Origin of the sequence: Aquabacterium sp. (assembly GCF_050725395.1) — a bacterium.
In the GTDB taxonomy this organism is placed as follows: Bacteria; Pseudomonadota; Gammaproteobacteria; order Burkholderiales; family Burkholderiaceae_C; genus Aquabacterium.
Genome location: NZ_JBOHHL010000001.1, coordinates 218418 through 237226 on the forward strand (window position 1 = coordinate 218418; position 18809 = coordinate 237226).

21 protein-coding genes are annotated in these 18809 nt (G+C 66.6%); 13 read left to right on the forward strand and 8 right to left on the reverse strand.

Annotated features, from left to right (window positions below; genetic code table 11):
• Positions 1 to 7 precede the first annotated feature (7 nt).
• Positions 8 to 466, reverse strand: coding sequence for a ferric iron uptake transcriptional regulator (gene fur, locus ACREB4_RS01000; protein ID WP_431586312.1), 459 nt, complete (start codon positions 464 to 466; stop codon positions 8 to 10).
• A 146-nt stretch (positions 467 to 612) separates the two neighbouring features.
• On the opposite strand from fur, the gene ACREB4_RS01005 reads away from it, so the two are divergent.
• The 5 genes from ACREB4_RS01005 (at position 613) to ACREB4_RS01025 (ending at position 4732) form a co-directional block, all read left to right on the forward strand.
• Entirely contained in the window at positions 613 to 1155 is a 543-nt protein-coding gene (locus ACREB4_RS01005; protein WP_431586313.1) for an outer membrane protein assembly factor BamE, read from the forward strand.
• Positions 1156 to 1203: 48 nt separating this feature from the next.
• Positions 1204 to 2022, forward strand: coding sequence for a 4-hydroxy-tetrahydrodipicolinate reductase (gene dapB, locus ACREB4_RS01010; protein WP_431586314.1), 819 nt, complete (start codon positions 1204 to 1206; stop codon positions 2020 to 2022).
• On the forward strand, positions 2022 to 2693 hold the full coding sequence (locus ACREB4_RS01015) for a MotA/TolQ/ExbB proton channel family protein (RefSeq protein ID WP_431586315.1): 672 nt from the start codon (positions 2022 to 2024) through the stop codon (positions 2691 to 2693). The genes dapB and ACREB4_RS01015 overlap by 1 nt, the downstream gene beginning before the upstream one ends.
• A gap of 18 nt (positions 2694 to 2711) precedes the next feature.
• Entirely contained in the window at positions 2712 to 3137 is a 426-nt protein-coding gene (locus tag ACREB4_RS01020; RefSeq protein WP_431586316.1) for an ExbD/TolR family protein, read from the forward strand.
• Positions 3138 to 3232: 95 nt separating this feature from the next.
• Complete coding sequence (locus tag ACREB4_RS01025) at positions 3233 to 4732, forward strand: AMP nucleosidase (RefSeq protein WP_431586317.1); 1500 nt, start codon at positions 3233 to 3235, stop codon at positions 4730 to 4732.
• Positions 4733 to 4811: 79 nt separating this feature from the next.
• Here the strand turns inward: ACREB4_RS01025 and ACREB4_RS01030 are convergent, their stop codons facing one another.
• Positions 4812 to 5135, reverse strand: coding sequence for a helix-turn-helix transcriptional regulator (locus ACREB4_RS01030; protein WP_431586318.1), 324 nt, complete (start codon positions 5133 to 5135; stop codon positions 4812 to 4814).
• A gap of 139 nt (positions 5136 to 5274) precedes the next feature.
• On the opposite strand from ACREB4_RS01030, the gene ACREB4_RS01035 reads away from it, so the two are divergent.
• Complete coding sequence (locus ACREB4_RS01035; RefSeq protein WP_431586319.1) at positions 5275 to 6048, forward strand: Crp/Fnr family transcriptional regulator; 774 nt, start codon at positions 5275 to 5277, stop codon at positions 6046 to 6048.
• On the opposite strand, the gene purT is transcribed toward ACREB4_RS01035, so the two are convergent.
• The 3 genes from purT to ACREB4_RS01050 form a co-directional block, all read right to left on the reverse strand.
• Positions 6045 to 7295 carry a formate-dependent phosphoribosylglycinamide formyltransferase gene (gene purT / locus ACREB4_RS01040; protein ID WP_431586320.1) on the reverse strand — a complete coding sequence of 417 codons (1251 nt, stop codon included), beginning with the start codon at positions 7293 to 7295 and terminating at the stop codon, positions 6045 to 6047. The genes ACREB4_RS01035 and purT overlap by 4 nt on opposite strands.
• Before the next feature lie 35 nt (positions 7296 to 7330).
• Positions 7331 to 8578: a sensor histidine kinase gene (locus tag ACREB4_RS01045; protein WP_431586321.1), complete on the reverse strand. Its 1248-nt coding sequence runs from the start codon at positions 8576 to 8578 to the stop codon at positions 7331 to 7333.
• A gap of 65 nt (positions 8579 to 8643) precedes the next feature.
• Complete coding sequence (locus ACREB4_RS01050) at positions 8644 to 9597, reverse strand: response regulator (protein WP_431586322.1); 954 nt, start codon at positions 9595 to 9597, stop codon at positions 8644 to 8646.
• Positions 9598 to 9877: 280 nt separating this feature from the next.
• Here ACREB4_RS01050 and ACREB4_RS01055 point away from each other — a divergent pair, with 280 nt between their 5' ends.
• Genes ACREB4_RS01055 through ACREB4_RS01070 form a run of 4 tightly spaced genes read left to right on the forward strand, consistent with a single transcriptional unit; the run spans position 9878 to position 11824 of the window.
• A complete protein-coding gene (locus ACREB4_RS01055; protein WP_431586323.1) occupies positions 9878 to 10327 on the forward strand; it encodes a YeeE/YedE family protein in 450 nt (149 codons plus the stop codon).
• Complete coding sequence (locus tag ACREB4_RS01060) at positions 10324 to 10752, forward strand: DUF6691 family protein (RefSeq protein ID WP_431586324.1); 429 nt, start codon at positions 10324 to 10326, stop codon at positions 10750 to 10752. The genes ACREB4_RS01055 and ACREB4_RS01060 overlap by 4 nt, the downstream gene beginning before the upstream one ends.
• Positions 10749 to 11498, forward strand: coding sequence for a 5'-methylthioadenosine/adenosylhomocysteine nucleosidase (locus ACREB4_RS01065; protein WP_431586325.1), 750 nt, complete (start codon positions 10749 to 10751; stop codon positions 11496 to 11498). The genes ACREB4_RS01060 and ACREB4_RS01065 overlap by 4 nt, the downstream gene beginning before the upstream one ends.
• A gap of 23 nt (positions 11499 to 11521) precedes the next feature.
• Positions 11522 to 11824, forward strand: a complete 303-nt coding sequence (locus ACREB4_RS01070; RefSeq protein WP_431586326.1) for an Mpo1-like protein — start codon at positions 11522 to 11524, stop codon at positions 11822 to 11824.
• A gap of 12 nt (positions 11825 to 11836) precedes the next feature.
• On the opposite strand, the gene ACREB4_RS01075 is transcribed toward ACREB4_RS01070, so the two are convergent.
• Positions 11837 to 13270 carry an aldehyde dehydrogenase family protein gene (locus tag ACREB4_RS01075; RefSeq protein ID WP_431586327.1) on the reverse strand — a complete coding sequence of 478 codons (1434 nt, stop codon included), beginning with the start codon at positions 13268 to 13270 and terminating at the stop codon, positions 11837 to 11839.
• A 115-nt stretch (positions 13271 to 13385) separates the two neighbouring features.
• Here ACREB4_RS01075 and ACREB4_RS01080 point away from each other — a divergent pair, with 115 nt between their 5' ends.
• Positions 13386 to 15182, forward strand: coding sequence for an AMP-dependent synthetase/ligase (locus tag ACREB4_RS01080; RefSeq protein WP_431586328.1), 1797 nt, complete (start codon positions 13386 to 13388; stop codon positions 15180 to 15182).
• 15 nt (positions 15183 to 15197) lie between these two features.
• Here the strand turns inward: ACREB4_RS01080 and ACREB4_RS01085 are convergent, their stop codons facing one another.
• Complete coding sequence (locus tag ACREB4_RS01085; RefSeq protein WP_431586329.1) at positions 15198 to 16034, reverse strand: hypothetical protein; 837 nt, start codon at positions 16032 to 16034, stop codon at positions 15198 to 15200.
• Complete coding sequence (locus ACREB4_RS01090; protein ID WP_431586330.1) at positions 16031 to 16678, reverse strand: choice-of-anchor R domain-containing protein; 648 nt, start codon at positions 16676 to 16678, stop codon at positions 16031 to 16033. Before ACREB4_RS01090 ends, ACREB4_RS01085 begins: the two co-directional genes overlap by 4 nt.
• Positions 16679 to 16820: 142 nt before the next feature.
• Here ACREB4_RS01090 and ACREB4_RS01095 point away from each other — a divergent pair, with 142 nt between their 5' ends.
• Complete coding sequence (locus tag ACREB4_RS01095; RefSeq protein ID WP_431586331.1) at positions 16821 to 17525, forward strand: response regulator; 705 nt, start codon at positions 16821 to 16823, stop codon at positions 17523 to 17525.
• A complete protein-coding gene (locus tag ACREB4_RS01100) occupies positions 17522 to 18802 on the forward strand; it encodes an ATP-binding protein (RefSeq protein ID WP_431586332.1) in 1281 nt (426 codons plus the stop codon). The genes ACREB4_RS01095 and ACREB4_RS01100 overlap by 4 nt, the downstream gene beginning before the upstream one ends.
• Positions 18803 to 18809 lie beyond the last annotated feature (7 nt).

Genomic DNA, 18809 nt, shown 5'->3' on the forward strand with positions numbered 1-18809 from the left:
TCGGCCCTCAACCGTGGCTTGAGCCCCGGGGCAGGGTGACCTTGCTGCCGGCGCAGCCATCGCGGTTGCACACCACGTAGAGCGACAGGGCGTGGTCTTGCAGCACGTAGCCGCGCTCCTTGGCGATCTCTTGCTGGCGGCGCTCGATGTCGGCGTCGTAAAACTCTTCGACCCGGCCGCAGACCACGCACACCAGGTGGTCGTGGTGCTTGCCTTCGTTCAGCTCGAACACGGCCTTGCCGGTCTCGAAGTGGTTGCGCGAGAGGATGCCGGCCTGCTCGAACTGCATCAGCACGCGGTAGACCGTGGCCAACCCGATGTCCGAACCTTCGTTGAGCAGCACCTTGAACACGTCTTCCGCCGCCAGGTGGCGTTGGGCCGACTGCTGGAACACTTCCAGGATCTTGATGCGCGGCAAGGTGGCTTTGAGGCCGCTGCTTTTGAGTTCTTCGGCGTGGGTGGTCATGGGAGGCTCCGACAGTCGGCGGCGGCCTGTTGGCCCCCGCTAGAATCCCCAATGATATCGATTCAATCCGGCCCCAGGCCGATTTGAGGCCAATATCGCGTTTGTGATGCACACTGTCCGGCTCCTTTCCAAGGGCGTTTGATGCCATGTTGATTTCCGTGACCCGCCGATCCCTCCTGGCCCCCGTGGCCGCGCTTGCCGTGCTGTCCTTGTCGGCCTGCAGTTCACGCCTCAGTTCGCCCGAGACGCTGTTCGGCCTCATCCAGCCCTACCAGATCGACGTGGTGCAGGGCAACGTCGTGACGCAAGAAATCATGGCCCAGATCCAGCCTGGGCTGGGCCGCACCCAGGTGCGCGAGATCCTCGGTTCGCCCCTGCTGGCCGACCCCTTCCACGCCGACCGCTGGGACTACGTGTTCACGATCCGGCGCCAGGGTGTGCCGCCCCAGCAGCGCCGCGTCACCGTGTTCTTCAAGAACGACGTGGTCGAGCGTTTCGACGCCGATGTCCTGCCCAGCGAGCACGAGTTCGTGGCCGCGATCGACAAGCCCACCGATCTCAAGAAACCCCCGGCCAACCTGAGCGATGCCCAGATCGCCGCCTTGCCGGTGCCGGCCAAGGTCGACGAGGTCCGCAAGGCCCCGCAGGGCGCGGCGCGCGATTACCCGCCGCTGGAAACCGGCCGCTGAGCCGTCCCCGCCGGGGGCTGCTTCTCAATTCCTCACCAATGTCATGGCATGAGCGCAAACCAAGCAAACCACAAGATCGCCATCGCTGGCGCCTCCGGCCGCATGGGCCGCATGCTGATCGAGGCCGTGAAGGCCGCCGATGACTGCGTCCTGGCCGGTGCCCTGGACATCGCGGGCAGCCCGGCCATCGGCATCGATGCCATGGCCTTTTCAGGTCAGGCCAGCGGCGTGGCCATCACGTCTGACCTGCGTGCCGGGCTGAAGGGCGCGCGCTACCTGATCGACTTCACCCGCCCTGAAGGCACGCTGGCGCACCTCAAGGTGTGCCGCGAACTGGGGGTCAAGGCCGTCATCGGCACCACCGGCTTCACGCCAGCCCAGCTCGACGAAGTGCGCGATGCCGCGCGCGACATCGCCATCATGATGGCGCCCAACATGAGCGTGGGCGTCAACGTCGTGCTCAAGCTGCTGGCCCAGGCCGCCAAGGCCTTGAAAGAAGGCTACGACATCGAGATCATCGAAGCCCACCACCGGCACAAGGTCGATGCCCCCAGCGGCACGGCCCTGAAGATGGGTCAGGTGGTGGCCGATGCCCTGGGGCGTGACCTCCAGGCCTGCGCGGTCTACGGCCGCGAAGGCGTGACTGGCGAGCGCGATCCCAGCACCATCGGCTTCGCCACTGTGCGGGGCGGCGATGTCGTCGGCGACCACACCGTGCTGTTCGCCGGCATCGGCGAGCGCATCGAGATCTCGCACAAGTCGTCCAGCCGTTCGACCTACGCCCAGGGCAGCTTGCGCGCCGTGCGTTTCCTGGCGAACCAGCCCCACGGCCTGTTCGACATGGACGACGTCCTGGAACTCAAGTGATGGGTGGCCTCTCGCACCTGTGGACCCAGGGTGACGCCATTTCCAAGGCGGTGGCGGCGTTGTTGCTGCTGATGTCCATCGGCGCCTGGGTGGTCATTTTCTGGAAAGGCTGGTTGCTGGCCCGTGCCCGCCATGACCTGGCGCGTGGCGTGCCGGTGTTCTGGCGCGCCAGCGACATGGCCGCGGCCCGCCTGGCCGTTCAGCCGCTGGACCGCGAAGCCATCCTGCTGCCGCTGATCGACGCGGCCAAGCTGAGCTCGCAGCCCGGCAGCCTCGAAGCTCAGGTGCAGCCCGAGGCGCAACTGACCCGCCGCCTGCGTGACAGCCTGCACGAGGTGCTGGGGCGCTTGCAGGCCGGGCAGGTGCTGCTGGCCTCGGTGGGGGCGGTGTCGCCCTTCGTCGGCCTGCTGGGCACGGTCTGGGGCATCTACCACGCCATGATGGGCATCAGCAACGAAGGCTCGGTCAGCCTCGACAAGGTGGCCGGCCCCGTGGGCGAGGCGCTCATCATGACGGCGGCCGGCCTGGCGGTGGCCATCCCGGCCGTGCTGGCCTACAACGTCTTCGGCAAGATCCTGTCGGCTTGCGAAGCCGACCTGGAAGGCTTTGCCCACGACCTGCGCGAAGCCGTGCTGGGCCACCCTGCGCGCGGCGCCGGCTCGGACGCCTGAGCCCCTTCGGAGCACACCATGGCATTCGGCCGACTTGAACGACGCCAGGGCGCCCAGCCCATGAGCGAGATCAACATGACCCCGCTGATCGACGTCATGCTGGTGCTGCTGGTGATCTTCATGCTGACCGCGCCCCTGATGACGTCCAGCCTCAAGCTGAACCTGCCCAAGGCCGACGCCCGGCAGAACGACGCCACGCCGCACAGCCTGATGATTTCCCTGGCAGCCGATGGCCAGACCTACCTCAACGACAGCGTCGTGACCCCCCAGGGCTTGACAGCCCAGGCCAAGGAAGCCGCCCGCCAGAGCGCGGACACCGAGGTGCAATTGCGCGCCGACGAGGCCGTGTCCTATGGGCGCGTGGCCGAATTGATCGGCTTGTTACAGCAGGCCGGCCTGAGCCGCATCGCCTTCGTCACCGAAGCCAAGCTCAGCCCGCCCTGAATCTGTCCGATCGTGAAGGTGTCGGGCACTGACGACAACCTTGGCGCGCCCACTGGCGCACAATGGGGTTGTATTGACTGCCGCCCAGGAGTGGTATGGCCGCCCCCAAGTTCCAGACTCAGCGTTACGACAATTCCCAGGCCACCCTGGCCCGCATCACCGAACTCTACGAGTCGCAGATCAACTACCTGAGGGACTCCTTGCAGCGCTTCGTCGGTGGCGAAACCTTCAAGGAACATGTCCGGGCCAAGTATCCTTTCCTGCGCATCCACACCGACACCGTGGCCCGCGCCGACTCGCGCCTGTCCTATGGTTTCGTGGCCGGTCCTGGCATCTACGAAACCACCCTGACCCGCCCCGACCTGTACGCGGACTACTACCGCGAGCAGATCGACCTGCTGCTCAAGAACCACGGCGTGTCGGTGGAGGTGGGCTTGAGCAACGAGCCCATCCCGGTGCATTTCTCGTTGGCCGAGCACGACCACCTCGAAGGCAGCTTGCCCGCCGATCGCCGCCTGCTGTTGCGCGACCAGTTCGACCTGCCCGACTTGGCCTCGATGGACGATGGCATCGCCAACGGTACCTATGAAACCAGCCACGGCGGCCCACGTCCCCTGGCCCTGTTCACCGCGCCGCGCGTGGACTATTCACTGCACCGGCTGCGCCACTACACCGGCACCTCGCCCGAGCATTTCCAGAACTTCGTGTTGTTCACCAACTACCAGTTCTACATCGACGAGTTCGTGCGCATGGGGCATGAATTGATGAGCCGCGCGCCCGATCCTGCCAACCCACGTGACGACGACGATTGCATCGCCTTCGTGGAGCCCGGCAACGTGGTCACGCGGCGGGTAGGCGTGCCCGCCGAAGCCGGAGACACGCTGGGCGCCGTGCCGCCGCGTTTGCCGCAGATGCCGGCTTACCATCTGATGCGGGCGGACCGCAGTGGCATCACCATGGTCAACATCGGCGTGGGCCCGGCCAACGCCAAGACCATCACCGACCACATCGCCGTGCTGCGGCCTCATGCCTGGATCATGCTGGGCCATTGCGCTGGCCTGCGCAACACGCAGCAACTGGGCGATTACGTGCTGGCCCACGGTTACGTGCGCGAGGACCATGTGCTGGACGAGGACCTGCCGCTGTGGGTGCCGATCCCGCCTCTGGCCGAGATCCAGCTGGCGCTGGAAGGCGCGGTGGAGGACGTGACGCAGTTGAGCGGCTACGAGCTGAAACGCATCATGCGCACGGGCACCGTGGCCTCGACCGACAACCGCAACTGGGAACTCCTGCCGCACCGGGGCCCGGAGCGGCGCTTCAGCCAGAGCCGCGCGGTCGCGCTGGACATGGAAAGCGCCACGATCGCGGCCAATGGTTTCAGATTCCGGGTGCCCTACGGCACCTTGCTGTGCGTGAGCGACAAGCCGCTGCATGGCGAGCTGAAACTGCCAGGCATGGCGAATCAGTTCTACCGTGAGCGGGTCGATCAGCACCTGCGCATTGGCCTGCGGGCCATCGAACGCCTGCGTGGCAACCGCGCGGGGCAGTTGCACAGCCGCAAGCTGCGCAGCTTCGCCGAAGTGGCCTTTCAGTGACCACCAAAGCAGGCCCGGGTTAGGCGAGCGCTTAACCGGGCTGGGTTACCGTGGCGGCAACCCCGCCGACCCCTGTTTTTCAGGCGGCGACGGCGTCCATCGAGCCGACGGTGTCGGCCACAGGCAGCACCTCGCGGCGGATCTGATCGCCAGCCAATTGGGCGGCCACTTTCAGGTCGTAGGCCGTTTGCAGGTCCATCCAGTACTGGGCCGGTGTGCCGAAGAATCGGGCCAGACGCAGCGCCGAATCTGGGCTGATGCCACGGCGCTCGCGAACGATGTCGTTGACGCGGGGGGCGGGCACGTGCAGGCGAATGGCCAGGCCGCTGGCGGACAAACCGTGGCGGTCCATGAATTGGCTGCGCAGAATGGCGCCAGGATGTACGGCTTCAGAATTGCTCATGATGGTCGGCTTTTTGAAAGATACTGAGGTGCATCCTAGAGGTTAGTGGCCGCCATGACTGTCAATATCGGTACAGTTTGCATGCGTTCCATCTAACCCATTCGGGGGGTGCCTTGAGTCTGCCACAGAATTGCCACGCATGCCGTTCCTGAACCGCCGCACCGAACCCGTTCCCGCTTCTTTGCTGCCTGCGCTGCGCTCGCACATCTGGTTCGCCAGTTGTCCCCCGGCGATGCAGGAAGGTCTGCTCGAGCGAGGGCGGCTGGTGTCCCTGAAAGCCGGTGAAACCCTGTTTGCCCAGGGAGACGATCACCCCGGTTTGTGCTGCGTGGTGGCGGGGGCCCTCAAGGTTGGTTCCCTGAACCCGCGCGACGGCACCCACCGCTTGTCTCTTTACCTGGAGCCCTACCAGTGGTTGGGCGAGATCGCCTTGATCGACCGCAAGCCGCGCAGCCAGGACGCCGTGGCGGACACGGATGCCACCGTGTTGATGATCCCGCAGGCGGTGCTCGAACCCTGGCTGGACGCCCACCCGCACTACTGGCGCGACATGGCGCGCCTGGCGTGCGGCAAGCTTCGCTTGATGTTGATGGCCGCGGAAGACACCGCCACCATGCCCATCGAGCAGCAGCTGGCGCGGCGCCTGGTGTTCGCGGCCACCAGCTACGGACACGCCGTTCAGCCCACCTTGCGCCGCAGGTTGCGTCTGCCCCAGGAGTACCTGGCGCGGATGATGGGCGTGTCCCGGCAGACCATCAACAAGGCGCTCAAGTCGCTGGCGGCCGACCGCATCATCGCCGTGCACTACGCCGAGATCGAGATCCTGGACGCCAGGGCCCTGGCCACCCAGGCGGGCCAGTTCGACGCGGCCCTGTGGAGCGGCCTGGAAGACAGCGACGGTGGCCGTGCTTAAACGGGCCGCTGGTCAGCGGCGCGGGGCCTGACTTTGCCCGCCGCTTCCTTGGCGCGGGCGCGGGCCGTGTCGACATCATCGTCAAAGGCCAGGGCCACGCCCATGCGGCGCTTGGCGAAGCTTTCGGGCTTGCCGAACAGGCGCAGGTCGGTGTTGGGCACGCGCAGTGCGTCGGCCACGCCGTCAAAGACGACGGCCTGCGTGTCCACGCCGCCATAGATCACCGCCGAAGCGCCGGGTGTGCGCAGGGCGGTGTTCACCGGCAAGCCCAGGATGGCGCGGGCGTGCAGCTCGAACTCGCTTTGCACCTGCGTGGTCAGCGTGACCAGGCCGGTGTCGTGCGGGCGCGGGCTGACTTCGCTGAACCACACCTGCGGTCCCTTGACGAACAGTTCGACCCCGAACAGGCCCTGGCCACCGAGGTTGTCGGTCACGGCCTGGGCAATGGCCTGGGCCTGGTCGAGTGCTTCTGGGTGCATGGGGTGCGGCTGCCAGCTTTCCACGTAGTCGCCGCTGACCTGCAGGTGGCCGATGGGGGCGCAGAAGCTTGTGTCGACCTGGCCCTGGGCGTTCACTGCGCGCACGGTCAGCAAAGTGATCTCGTAGTCGAAATCGATGAAGCCTTCGACGATGACGCGGCCGTGGCTGACGCGGCCACCGGCCATGGCGTGATCCCAGGCCTTCTGCACGTCGGCCGGGCCATCGATCTTGCTCTGGCCTTTGCCGGACGAGCTCATCACCGGTTTGACGATGCAGGGGTAGCCGATCTTGTCGTTGATGGCCGCCTGCAGTTCCTGCAATGAATCGGCGAAGACGTAGGGGCTGGTGGGCAGGGCCAGGGTTTCGGCGGCCAGTCGGCGGATGCCTTCGCGGTCCATGGTCAGGCGCGCGGCGCGGGCCGTGGGGATGACGCGGACCACGCCCTGCGCTTCGAGTTCTTCCAGCACTGGCGTGGCGATGGCTTCGATCTCGGGCACGACCAGGTGGGGGCGCTCGGCCAGGATCAGGGCGCGCAGCTGGTCGGCGTCGCTCATGGTGATCGTGCGGCTGTGGTGGGCCACTTGCTGGCCGGGTGCGTGGTCGTAGCGGTCGACCGCGATGGTCTCGACGCCCAGGCGCTGCAGTGCGATCAGCACCTCTTTGCCCAGTTCACCCGAACCCAGCAGCATGACGCGCGTGGCCGCGGGTGACAAAGGGGTGCCGAGTTGAAGGGTGTGGCCTGGGGTGCTGCGGGTAGGTGTGCTCATGGCGGGCTGACGGCGGGGTTGGGTGGTGCGTGGTGTCAGCCATTGTCGGCCATGGGCAGCTCCACGGTGAAACGGCTGCCGCGGTCGGGGTGGCTGTCCAGGTGCAGGCTGCCGCCCAGGCGTTCGACCAGGCGTTTGACGACAGCCAGGCCCAGGCCCGAGCCTTCGACCCGCAAGGCCCGGGCGTCTTCCAGGCGCACATAGGGCTGGAACACGGTTTCCAGGTGCTGGGGCGCGATGCCGATGCCCGAGTCTTCGACCTGCAGCCACAGGTGGCCGCGCTGCTTCGTCGACAGGCTGGCGCGGATGGTCACGCCCCCGACCAGCGTGTACTTCAGCGCATTGCTGGTCAGGTTGCAGACGATCTGCCGGACGCGCGTGGCATCGGCCCGCCAGGTCTGAAGGACGGCTTGGTCACTGGGCGCGATGTCGAGGCTCAGGCTCAAACCTTTGGCCTGGGCTTGCGGCAGCCACTCTTCGCGCAGTTCGTTGAGCAGGCGGACCAGGTCGAAAGTCTCGGCCTGGATGCGCAGGGCGGGGTTCTCCAGGCGGGTGAATTCGGTGACGTCGCGCAGGTGGGCGTCCAGCTGGATGGCGCTGCCACGCAGGCGGTCGAGTGCGCGGGCTTCGGTGCCGCCGCGCAGTTTCAGGGCCAGCAGGTCGATGGTGCCGAGCATGGCCTGCAGCGGCGTGCGGATCTCGTGCGAGAGCATGGCCAGGAAGCGCTCTTTGCCCTTGAAGGCATCTTGCTGCGAGCGGTTGAGTTGTCCGCGCAGGTGGGTGATGAAGCTCAGGGCCAGGATGCCGCCGGGGTGCATCACCAGCGCAGCCAGCAGCGTCTTGTTGGTGACGAGGTAGAGCTCGCTCGCGCCGCCCATGGGCAAGGGGGTTTGCAGGCTGAACAGGTACTGCAGCACCAGGCCGCTGTAAGTGATGCCGCTGACCCAGGCGCCGCCGCGTGGCCAGGCCACGAAGGCCACGATGTAGAACACCGGCAACATCTGCGCGATGGAGCTCATGGCGTACAACTGTTGCACGGAGGACGGCCCTGCCATGGCCAGGTGAATGGCGCCCAGCAAATAGATGCTGGTGGCGATCAGGGTGGGCGGCAAGCCCAGGCCGATGTGGCGAGGCCGGACGACGTGCAGGATGCCGACGCCAAGGTAAAGGGCCGCCAGCATGGGGATGGCCCACAGATCCCATTCAGTGGCCAGGCCGCGTTGGCGGTCGGTGACCCAGATGAGCATGGCGCCCATGGCGGCGAGCAGGGCAACGCCGGTCATCAAGCGGTCGTGCCGATGGTCGACAGGCCTTTCTGGCGTGGAAGTCATGCGGGCGTGTCTGCGGGCTAGAGGGCGCTGTTGGCCAGGCGGTCCAGTTTGCTTTGGATGGTGGCCGTCAGCACGGCTGGGCGCACTGGCTTCTCGAAAAAGGCCACGCCTTGCGTGCGCAACAAGGTGGTCAGGTCGGCTTCGGTGGCGGCGCCGTCCCGCAACTGCCCGGTCAGCAGCACGATGGGCGCCACGGGCCGCGCGGCGCGGATTTGCTCGACGAGGGCATGCGCGGTCTGGCCTACGCCAAGGATGAGGTCGACCACGAAGGCGTCGTAATCCGACAACGCGGTGCCGAGCAACTGGGCGGCGCTGGTGAAGGCGTCTGCCCGGTAGCCGGTTTCGTTGAACCAGTCGCCCAGGGCCTCGGCCGATGCCAGGTCGTCGTCAACCACGGCGATGCGGGTGGGTTTGGCCTGACCGTCCTGGGTCAGCGAGACCTGGTTGACCAGGTAATGCGGTCCGCGAAGTCCCACCTTTTGCAGGGCAGCCTGGCCGCCGACCCACCAGCCTCGCGCATCGTGGGCGGCGGCCAAGGCCACGTGGCCTGCAGCGCCGGACCGGATCTGCGCACCCAGGCGCACTTGGCAGGGCAATTCCTGTCCATCCACCAACAGGCGCGCGGCCTGGCTGGCGGTGCTGCCCAGGCTGTCCAGGGCGGGCGAGGCCGGCAGTGGACGCGAAGCCTGCTGGGCGAAGACCTGGTCCAGGGATTCGCCAAAATGCTGCGCGACCGCGAGCACCTCGCCAAACAGCCACACCGCGCCTCGCAGCTTGCGGCGGGCCTGGCTGATCGAGATGTCGGTGATTTGGGCCAGGGTAGCGGCTTGCTGCCGCGCAGGAACACCATGGCGCTCCATGAGCGCGCTCAGGCAGTCGGCGGCGAGGGCGGACGAGGGGTCGCGTGGCTCTTCGCTCAACAGGACGGGGTCTTGGTGTTCCAGGGCGGCCATGCGGTCGTTCATGAGCATTTGAGATTCGTTTGAATCATTTTTGCACCTTATGTTCTGTTTTTGGCGATACAATCGTCGAAACGCTCAAATATGCCCGCGTGCGGCACCCGCTCAGGGAACCCATGTACAACAAAATCACCGGCCCCTTGGGGTTGGTCGGCGAGCCCGCTGTTCTGTCATGAACATGGCCGCCGGATGCCACAGGCTTTGAAGGCCACCTTCTCCAAGGTGGCCTTTTTCATTGTCGGTCAATTCCGTGATGGGATGATGTCCTCCTTGTCGTCCGGAGGAATGAACGATGTCGATCGCCTGGAATGCGTTCACCCCTTGGTCCGCCCTGGCCGGAGGGGTGTTGATCGGCACCGCGGCCGCCATGCTGGTCTTGTTGAACGGCCGCATCGCGGGCATCAGCGGGGTGCTGGGGGGCTTGTGGAGGCCGGCGCCGGGTGAGGTCGGTTGGCGCCTGGCCTTCGTGCTGGGGCTGGTCGGCGCGCCACTGGTGCATGGGCTGTTCAAGGCCTGGCCGGCCCCGGCGATCGACGCCGGCATGGCCGAGTTGGTCGTGGCGGGGCTGTTGGTGGGCGTGGGCACGCGGTACGCGGCCGGCTGCACCAGCGGACATGGCGTGTGTGGCCTGTCGAGGCGGTCGCCCCGGTCCTTGGTGGCCACCTTGGCGTTCATGGGCATGGGCTTCGCCACGGTGTTCGTGTTGCGCCACGTGCTGGCCTGGCAGGGCTTGGCGCCATGACCCTGCTGTCGGCGTTCCTGGCAGGCCTGGTGTTCGGCCTCGGCCTCATCGTCTCGGGCATGGCCAACCCGGCCAAGGTGCTGGGCTTCCTGGACTTGGCGGGCGCCTGGGATCCTTCGCTCGTGCTGGTGATGGCGGGGGCCATCAGCGTCGGGATCGGGGCCTTCGCGGTGGCAGGTCGGCGTTCGGTGTCCTGGCTTAGCGAGGACATGCACTTGCCGACAGCGCGCCAGATCGACCGGCGTTTGGTTGGCGGCAGCCTGGTCTTCGGCCTGGGCTGGGGTGTGGCGGGTTTCTGCCCCGGCCCTGCCTTGGTCGCCTTGGGCATGGGTGAATTCAAGGCGGTGGTGTTCGTGGTCGCGATGTTGGCAGGCATGGGTTTGTTCGAAGTGCTGGAGCGTTGGCCGGCCAGGGAGCGTTCATGACGGGATCGGTGCGGCGCGTGGCCATCGTGGCGGCCATGCCTGAAGAGTTAGGTGCCTTGCTGCGGGCCATGTCGCCCGGCCAGGTGGTGCAGCGCGCCGGGCGCAGCTTCCACCTGGGCCATTGGTGCGGGCACGAGGTGGTGGCGGTGCTGTCGCGCATCGGCAAGGTGGCCGCGGCCACCACCACCACCCTGCTGCTGAGCGAGTTCGGGGTGGACCGTGTGCTGTTCACTGGCGTGGCCGGCGGCCTGGGCGATGGGGTGCGGGTGGGTGACGTGGTGGTGGCCGATGCGCTGCTGCAGCACGACATGGATGCCTCGCCCCTGTTTCCGCGTTTCGAACTGCCGGGCTTGGGGTTGGACCGCTTGTGGGCCGATGCCGACCTTGTCAAACTGGCGGGGCAGGCGGCCACCGAAGTCTTGGCCGAGGCGGCGTTGCATGGCTTGATCGAGGCCACACCACGTGTGCACCAGGGCTTGGTGGTCAGTGGCGACATCTTCGTGGACACCACCGCCGAAAGCGCGGCCTTGCGCCTGGCTTTGCCCGAGGCCTTGGCCGTGGAAATGGAAGGCGCGGCGCTGGCCCAGGTGTGCCACGATTTCGGCGTGCCGTTCGCCGTCATCCGCACGATCTCGGACCGGGCGGACGACGCGGCGCACGTGGACTTCCAGCGTTTTGTGCTGGAGGTGGCCAGCCGCTATTCACTGGCCGTGGTCAGGGCCATGCTGGAACGCCTGCCGCCGTGATCCATTCGAAGAAGGAGACAGACATGAGCCGCTTCAATTCATTCAAGGAGTTCTACCCCTTCTACCTGTCGCAGCACACCGACCTGGTGTGCCGGCGCCTGCACGTGCTGGGCTCCCTGCTCGTGCTGGTGGCGCTGGCGACCGTGGTGCTGTCGGGGCAGTGGGCCTGGTTGGTGCTGGTGCCCTTCGTCGGCTATGGCTTCGCGTGGGTTGGCCACTATGTGTTCGAGAAGAACAAGCCGGCCACTTTCAGCCACCCGGTCTACAGCTTCATTGGCGACTGGGTGATGCTGTGGCAGGCCTTGACGGGTAAGGTGCGCTTGTGAGCTCAGCTCAGCTCAGCTCAAGCGGTCGGCGATGGAGCGGATGAGGCGGTGGCGTGAAGCGGTATAGGGCGGGAAGAACACTTTGACCGTGTTCAGCCAGCCGGCTTGCATCACCGATCGCTCGTGTGAAAACGCCTTGAAGCCATGGTGGCCGTGACAACTGCCCATGCCCGAATGGTTGACGCCGCCAAAAGGCAAGCCGGAATGCGCCACGTGCACGATGCAGTGGTTGACGCAGGCCCCGCCCGAGCTGGTGTGGCCCAGCACGTGGTGCGCGCGGGCCTGGTCCTTGGTCCAGATGTAGAGCGCCAGCGGTTTGGGGCGACGGTTGATCTGCGCGATGACCTGGTCCAAATCGGTGTAGCCGATGACGGGGAAGATTGGCCCGAAAATTTCTTCCTGCAGCAAGGCCGCTTCAGGCGGCAAGCCCTCGATCAGGGTGGGGGCGACGTAGCAAGCGGCCACGTCGACCTCGCCGCCCGCCAGCAAGGTGCCACCGCGCCGCACCCCATCGTCGATCAGCGCTTGCAGGCGCTGGGTGTGCCGAGGGTTGATGATGCGGGCCAGGTCGGGGCTGTTCTGGCGATCCTGGGCGCTGTGGCCATAGCGCGCTTGCAGCACCGCCTGACAGGCGGCCAGGAAGCGTGCCTTGATGCCTTCGTGAACGTAGAGGTGGTCGGGTGCCAGGCAGGTCTGGCCGGCGTTGATCAGCTTGCCCCAGAGGATGGTCTTGGCGGCTTCGGCCACGTCGGCGGTGTCGTCCACGATGGTGGGCGACTTGCCGCCCAGTTCCAGGGTGACGCTGCACAGGTGCCTGGCGGCGGCGGCCATCACTACCTTGCCGACGCTGGGTGAGCCGGTGAAAAAGAGGTGGTCGAAAGGCAGGTCGAGCAAGGCCTGAGCGGTGGGCAGGCCACCTTCGAACACGGCGACTTCATCCAGCTTGAACACGGTGGCGATGATGCGGACCAGGACGGCGCTGACGCGGGGCGCCATCTCCGAGGGCTTGAGGATCACGGTGTTGCCCGCCGCGATGGCCGAGATCAGCGGGCAGACCGACAGGTTGAGCGGGTAGTTCCAAGGCGCGATGACCAGGCAGCGGCCACGCGGCTGTGGCTGGACCCAGGCGCTGTTGCCCAGGGTCAGCAAGGTGGGCCCGATCCGCCTGGGCTTCATCCATTGCCGGAGGTGGCCGATGGCGTGGCGCAGTTCGTCGAGGATGGGGATGATCTCGGAGCCTTCGACCTCGGTCTCGGGCTTGCGGAAGTCGTGGTGGAAAGCCTCGTAGAGCGGCGCCCGGTGCGCCAGGATCACTTCACGCAGCTTGACGAGGCGCGCGATGCGTTCGCCGGCCGTGGACGTGCGCCAGCGCAGCGCGGTCGAGCCTTGCGCGTCGAAGACTTCTTGCATCAGAGCGGGGTCGCTCTCGGGCGTGGTGGCGGTCATGGGGGCGCTCCTCAAGCCTGAGGCACTGTATCGAGCCGGCGTGACCTGTCCTATAAGCGTTTTACCCAATGGATATCAAGTTGACGTTAACGTCAGTCGCGCCTAGAGTGGGCCCATGCAGAACTTCGTCTCCACACCGGCCCGCTTCGTGCAGACCGCCTTGCGCCATGCCAACCAGCCTGGCTATTTCGTGCGCGAAGCTGGCGGCTGGCAGGCCACCTCGTGGAACGACTACGCCGACCAGGTCGATGCCGCCGCGCGGGGTTTGCTGGCCTTGGGCGTGAACCCGGGCGACGTGGTGTGCGTGCTGGGTTTCAACCGGCCCGAGTGGGTCATCATGGACATGGCCGCGATGATGGTCGGTGCCGTGCCAGCCGGCATCTATTGGACGAGTCCGGCCAACGAGGTCGAGTACATCCTGAACCATTCGCGCAGCCCCGTGCTGCTGGTGGACAGCGACGAACGCTTCCAGCAGGTGGATGCCATGCGTGCCCGCTTGCCTGCCTTGCGCCAGGTCATCCGCATGAAGGGTGGGAGTCCATCGGGGGAGGCCTTGTCTTGGGAGGCCTTCATGGCCTTGGGCGAGCGGCGCTTGCAGACCTTGGTGGAAAAGCGCCTGCAGGATTTGCGGCCGCAGGATCCGGGCACCTACATCTACACCTCGGGCACCACAGGGCCATCGAAGGCGGTGGTGCTGTCGCACGCCAACCTGGCCTGGAGCGCAGTGGCCCTGAGCCAGTCGCTCACGGCCACGCCCAAAGACCGCGTCATTTCCTACCTGCCCTTGGCCCACGTGGCCGAGCAGATGATCAGCGTGCACACGCCGACGCTGGCGGGCTTTCCGATCTACTTCGCGCGCAGCCTGGATGAATTGAGCGAGCACCTGAAGGAGGTGAGGCCCACCATCTTTTTCGGCGTGCCGCGCGTGTGGGAAAAGATGCACGCGGGCATCCAGGCCAAGCTGGCCACGGCCACGGGCGTGAAGAAGCACCTGGCGGCCTGGGCCTTGCGCACGGGCCAGCAATGGCACGAAGCGATCCTGGACGGACGCCAACCCGGCCTCTGGCTGAACTGGCAAAAGAAGTGGGCCAGCCGGCTGGTTCACCAGAAAGTGAAGGCAGCCATTGGCCTGGACCAGGCGCACATGCTGTCGTCCGGGGCGGCGCCCATCGCGGCTGACAAGCTCAAGTTCATGACCGGTTTGGACCTGGTGATCCGCGAGGTCTACGGGCAATCCGAAACCTGTGGCGCGACCAGCCTGAGCACCGAGGGCGCCACGCGCATCGGCTCGGTCGGGCGCCCCTTGAAAGGCGTGGAAATGCGGGTGGCCGCCGATGGCGAGATCTTGGTGCGCGGGCCGCACATCTTCCAGGGTTACGCAGGCAGTCCGCAGGCCACCGCCGAGGCCATGCAGGACGGTTGGTTGCTCAGCGGCGACCTGGGGCACATCGACGCCGATGGCTACCTGTACATCACCGGGCGCAAGAAGGACCTGCTGATCACCTCGGGCGGCAAGAACATCTCGCCGGCCAACATCGAGGCCGACCTGATGAACGTGCCCCTGATCGAACATGCCGTGGTCTGCGGCGATGGCCGCCATTACCTCAGCGCCTTGCTGACCCTCGACCAGGCGGTGTTGTCGGCCCTGGCCGCGGCCAGCCTGTTGAACGGCCCCGACCTGCACCGGCACCCGCTGGTGCTCGAAGAGTTGCAACGCGGCATCGACCAGGTCAATGCCCGGCAGGCGCGCGTGGCGCACATCCGCAAGTTCAGCATCCTGCCGAGCGCCTTGACCATCGATGCCGGCGAACTGACGCCCACCTTGAAGGTGAAGCGCAGGGCCGTGATCGACCGCCACCAGCACTTGGTCGAGGCCATGTACGACGAGGACAAGCCCGCGATGCGGGCCTGAACCGGGCTCCTTTGCTCAGGTGGTGGGGGGTGTCATGCCGGGTGGCATGCCGCCTCCACCTGTCGGGGGTGTGCCCCCGCCGCCCCCACCGCCGCTGTTGGTCTCCGCACTGCTGCAGCGGGTGCCCGCGTCGATCAGGATGTCGAACTTGGCGGTGGCGTACTTGGCCGTGCGGGCGACGGTGAGCTTGAGCGAATCGCCCGCCACCGCGCCCGGGATGCAGCTGTTGTTGCCGTTGTAGACCTGGTCGGTCGAATGCGGTTGGTCGGGCAGGCCGTGGGGGTAGTAGGGCAGCATGCTGTCGGTGTAGACCAGTTGCGTCAGCTGTTCATCGAAGAAGAACTGCGTGGTCAACTCCGAGGTCTTGGTGCCGTTGGTGTACTGGCGCACCTTGCAGTGAATGTGCGGCGAGCGGCCCGAGTACCAGCCGGGGTAGATGCTGCGGAACTGGACCTTGCCCTGCTTGTCGCTGACCTGGTAGCCGCGCAGGAATTTCTTGCCCACGGTGTTGTTGGCGCTCACGTCCGAATACAAACCCAGGGCGTTGCAATGCCAGAGGTCGACGACCGCGTTGGGCAGTGGCTTGGTCAAGCCGGTGGCCGTGTCCAGGGTCGAGACCGACACGGACAGCAACAGCAGCAGGCCGTCTTGCGTGCTGCCATCGCTTGGATCGACGCGGATGTCGGGCCGGTTCAGCAACTCGTCCACGAAGTAGGGGCCTTCGGTCACATCCACGGTGGAGTGGTTGCCGAGGGCGGCGCGTGTGAGGGGCGCGGCCACGATCAGCGCGGTGCCCGCGGCGGCTTGCTTGAGCAGCAGCCGGCGGGGGGTGTTGATCAGGTGGGTGCTCATGCGTTGGCCTCCTTGGACCTGGCGCGCGCGCATGCCAGCAAAGGCAGGGCGCCCAGCCACAGCAGCAGCGTGGCGGATTCGGGCACGGCGCTCACCGTCACCTTGGCTTGCAAGGGGTAGAGCGTGCTGTTGGTGAACCACACATCGCCAGCGTCATCGCTGTTGGCCCACAAGCCCGTGAAGCCGGTGCCCGTGCCCTCGCTGGCCTCGGTCCACGACCAGTTCGTGCCGCCGGCGCCATTGCTCAGGACCAGCCAGTAGCTGCTGCCCGCGAGCAGGTCAATGCCGCTCAAGGTGAAGCCCAGTGAGCCGCCGTCGGTGGAGGTGGCCGTGAAGGTGGCCAGCAGGCTGTCGGGGATCAGGCCGCTGGCGTCGCTGCTGTACAAAGCCAGGGTGCTGGCGCCGCTGTCGACCGAGCCGGAAAGCACCGCGTCCAGCGTGGCCAGGCTGTGGTCCGCATCGGACGTGAAGCTGGCGGCCAGCCAGCTGGTGGCGGTGGCCGCCAGGGTGCCGCTGGACACCTGCTCGGTGTTGTCGGACAAGGTGGTGGCCTGGGCGGCGAAGGGGGCCGTCCAGGTGAGGGCGCTGAAGACGCAGGCGAGGCCGATGGTCCGCAGCGTGGCGGTGATGGGTCGGTGTCTCATGGTGGCTTGCTCCGGTTTGTTGACAGGAGGCGCCAGCTTGACCACGGCGTTTGTCCGCTTTTTGCCCGCTTCATGTCCAGTTGGACACACTCCGTGTACGCCCCTGACAAGGTGCGTGGCCAGACTGCCTAGAATGAGTTCCATGAATCGATGCCTGGTGGTTGACGATGACGGCGAGATCCGCGACTCGGTGCGCGATTACTTGCAGCGTTTCGGCATGACGGTGACCACCGCCTCGTGCGGCGCGGAGATGCGCCGCTTGGTGCAGCCCGGTGCCTTCGATGTCATCGTGCTGGACCTGATGCTGCCCGACGACAACGGCCTGGCCTTGTGCCGCTGGGTGCAAGAGCACGCCGGCACGCCCGTGATCATGCTGACGGCGCAAGGCGACCCGGCCAGCCGCGTCCTGGGGCTGGAGGTGGGCGCGGACGATTACCTCGCCAAGCCCTTCGAGCCGCGCGAACTGGTGGCCCGCATCAACGCCGTCTTGCGCCGTGCGCAAAAGGGCGAGCGTGGCAAAGAAGACGCGCAACGCACGGTGCGCTTCCAAGGCTGGACCTTCGACCGCCTGTTGCGCCAGCTGGTGTCGCCGCAAGACGTGGTGGTGGCTTTGTCCAGTGCCGAGTTCCGCCTGTTGTCGGCCTTCGTGGAGCGGCCGGGCCGCGTGCTCAGCCGCGACCAGTTGATCGACATGACGCGCGCGCCTGGCGTCGATGTCAACGACCGCAGCATCGACCTGGCCGTGTCGCGCCTGAGGCAGAAGCTGGGCGACTCCTCGCGCGAGCCTGTGCTCATCAAGACCATGCGTGGCGAGGGCTACTTGTTCAACGTCAAGGTGCTGGCATGAGCAGGCTCAAGCGTTGGCTGGGCGACACCTTGTTCATGCGCCTCTTCATCCTGATGTGGGTGGCGCTGGTGGTCAGCCACGTGGTGGCGTATTCGGTGGTGACCTCGTGGCATGAGGCCCCATCGCATGCGCAGGATGAGCCTGGACCCGGCCTGCCGACCTTCCCATCCCTGCCACCGACGCCGGGCCTGGAGGCAGGCCCCGGGATGCGGCCGGGTGGTCCGGCGGGGCCGGGCGGAGGCCCGATGCCCAACCGTGGCCCGAGACCGCCCATGGCGCCGGGGGGCCTCACGCGTGAGCCGCCGGACGAGCAGCCTTTGCCCTGGCGCGGTGACGCGCAGCCCGGGGCGCAGGCGGCCAGTTTGCCGCCGCCGTCCCACTCGCGGGCAGGCATGTTGGTCGTGGATTACGGCATCCGCTTCCTCATCATCGGCCTGGCGGCGTGGCTGGGCGCGCGCTGGTTGTCGCGGCCCATGCACACCTTGGCCTCGGCCTCGCGCGAGTTGACCGCCTTGCTGGGCCAAGACCCGCAGCGCCTGCCCAAACTGGACGAGTCCCGGGGCACGACCGAGGTGCGTGAAACTGCCCGGGTTTTCAACGACATGGCGCAGCGGCTGAGCGACCAGTTCAAGGCGCGGGGCCTGATGCTGGCGGCCCTGTCCCACGATCTGCGCACGCCCTTGACGCGCATGCGCATGCGCATGGTCAGCCTGCCCGAGGATCCGCTGCTCGACCGTTGCGTGAACGACATCCGCGAGATGAACGAACTGATCGATTCGGCCTTGCAGATGTTCCGCGATGCGGGCGCCAACGAACCGGTCCAGAACGCCGATGTTTGTTCGGTGGTGCAGTCGCTGACCGACGACCTGATCGAGCAAGGGCAGGCCGTCACTTTCCAGGGGGACACGGCCGTGGTGAAGTGCCGGCCGGTGCTGCTGCGCCGAGTGGTGTCCAACCTGGTGGGCAACGCGCTGCGCTATGGCCAGCGGGCGGATGTCTCGGTGCGCTGGCAAGGCCAGCAGGTTCGGATCGTGGTCGATGACGCGGGGCCAGGCATCCCGCCAGAGCAACTGGACGCCGTGTTTCAGCCCTTCTACCGCGTCGAAAGTTCGCGCAACCGACACACCGGTGGCACGGGGCTGGGCCTTTACATCGCGCGTGACCTGATCACTCGCCAAGGCGGCACGCTGACCTTGCGCAACCGGCCCGAAGGTGGTTTGCGCGCCGAGGTGCTGCTGCCTCGGACGCATGTGTCGGGGTCGACACAAAGCCGCTAAACGCCCG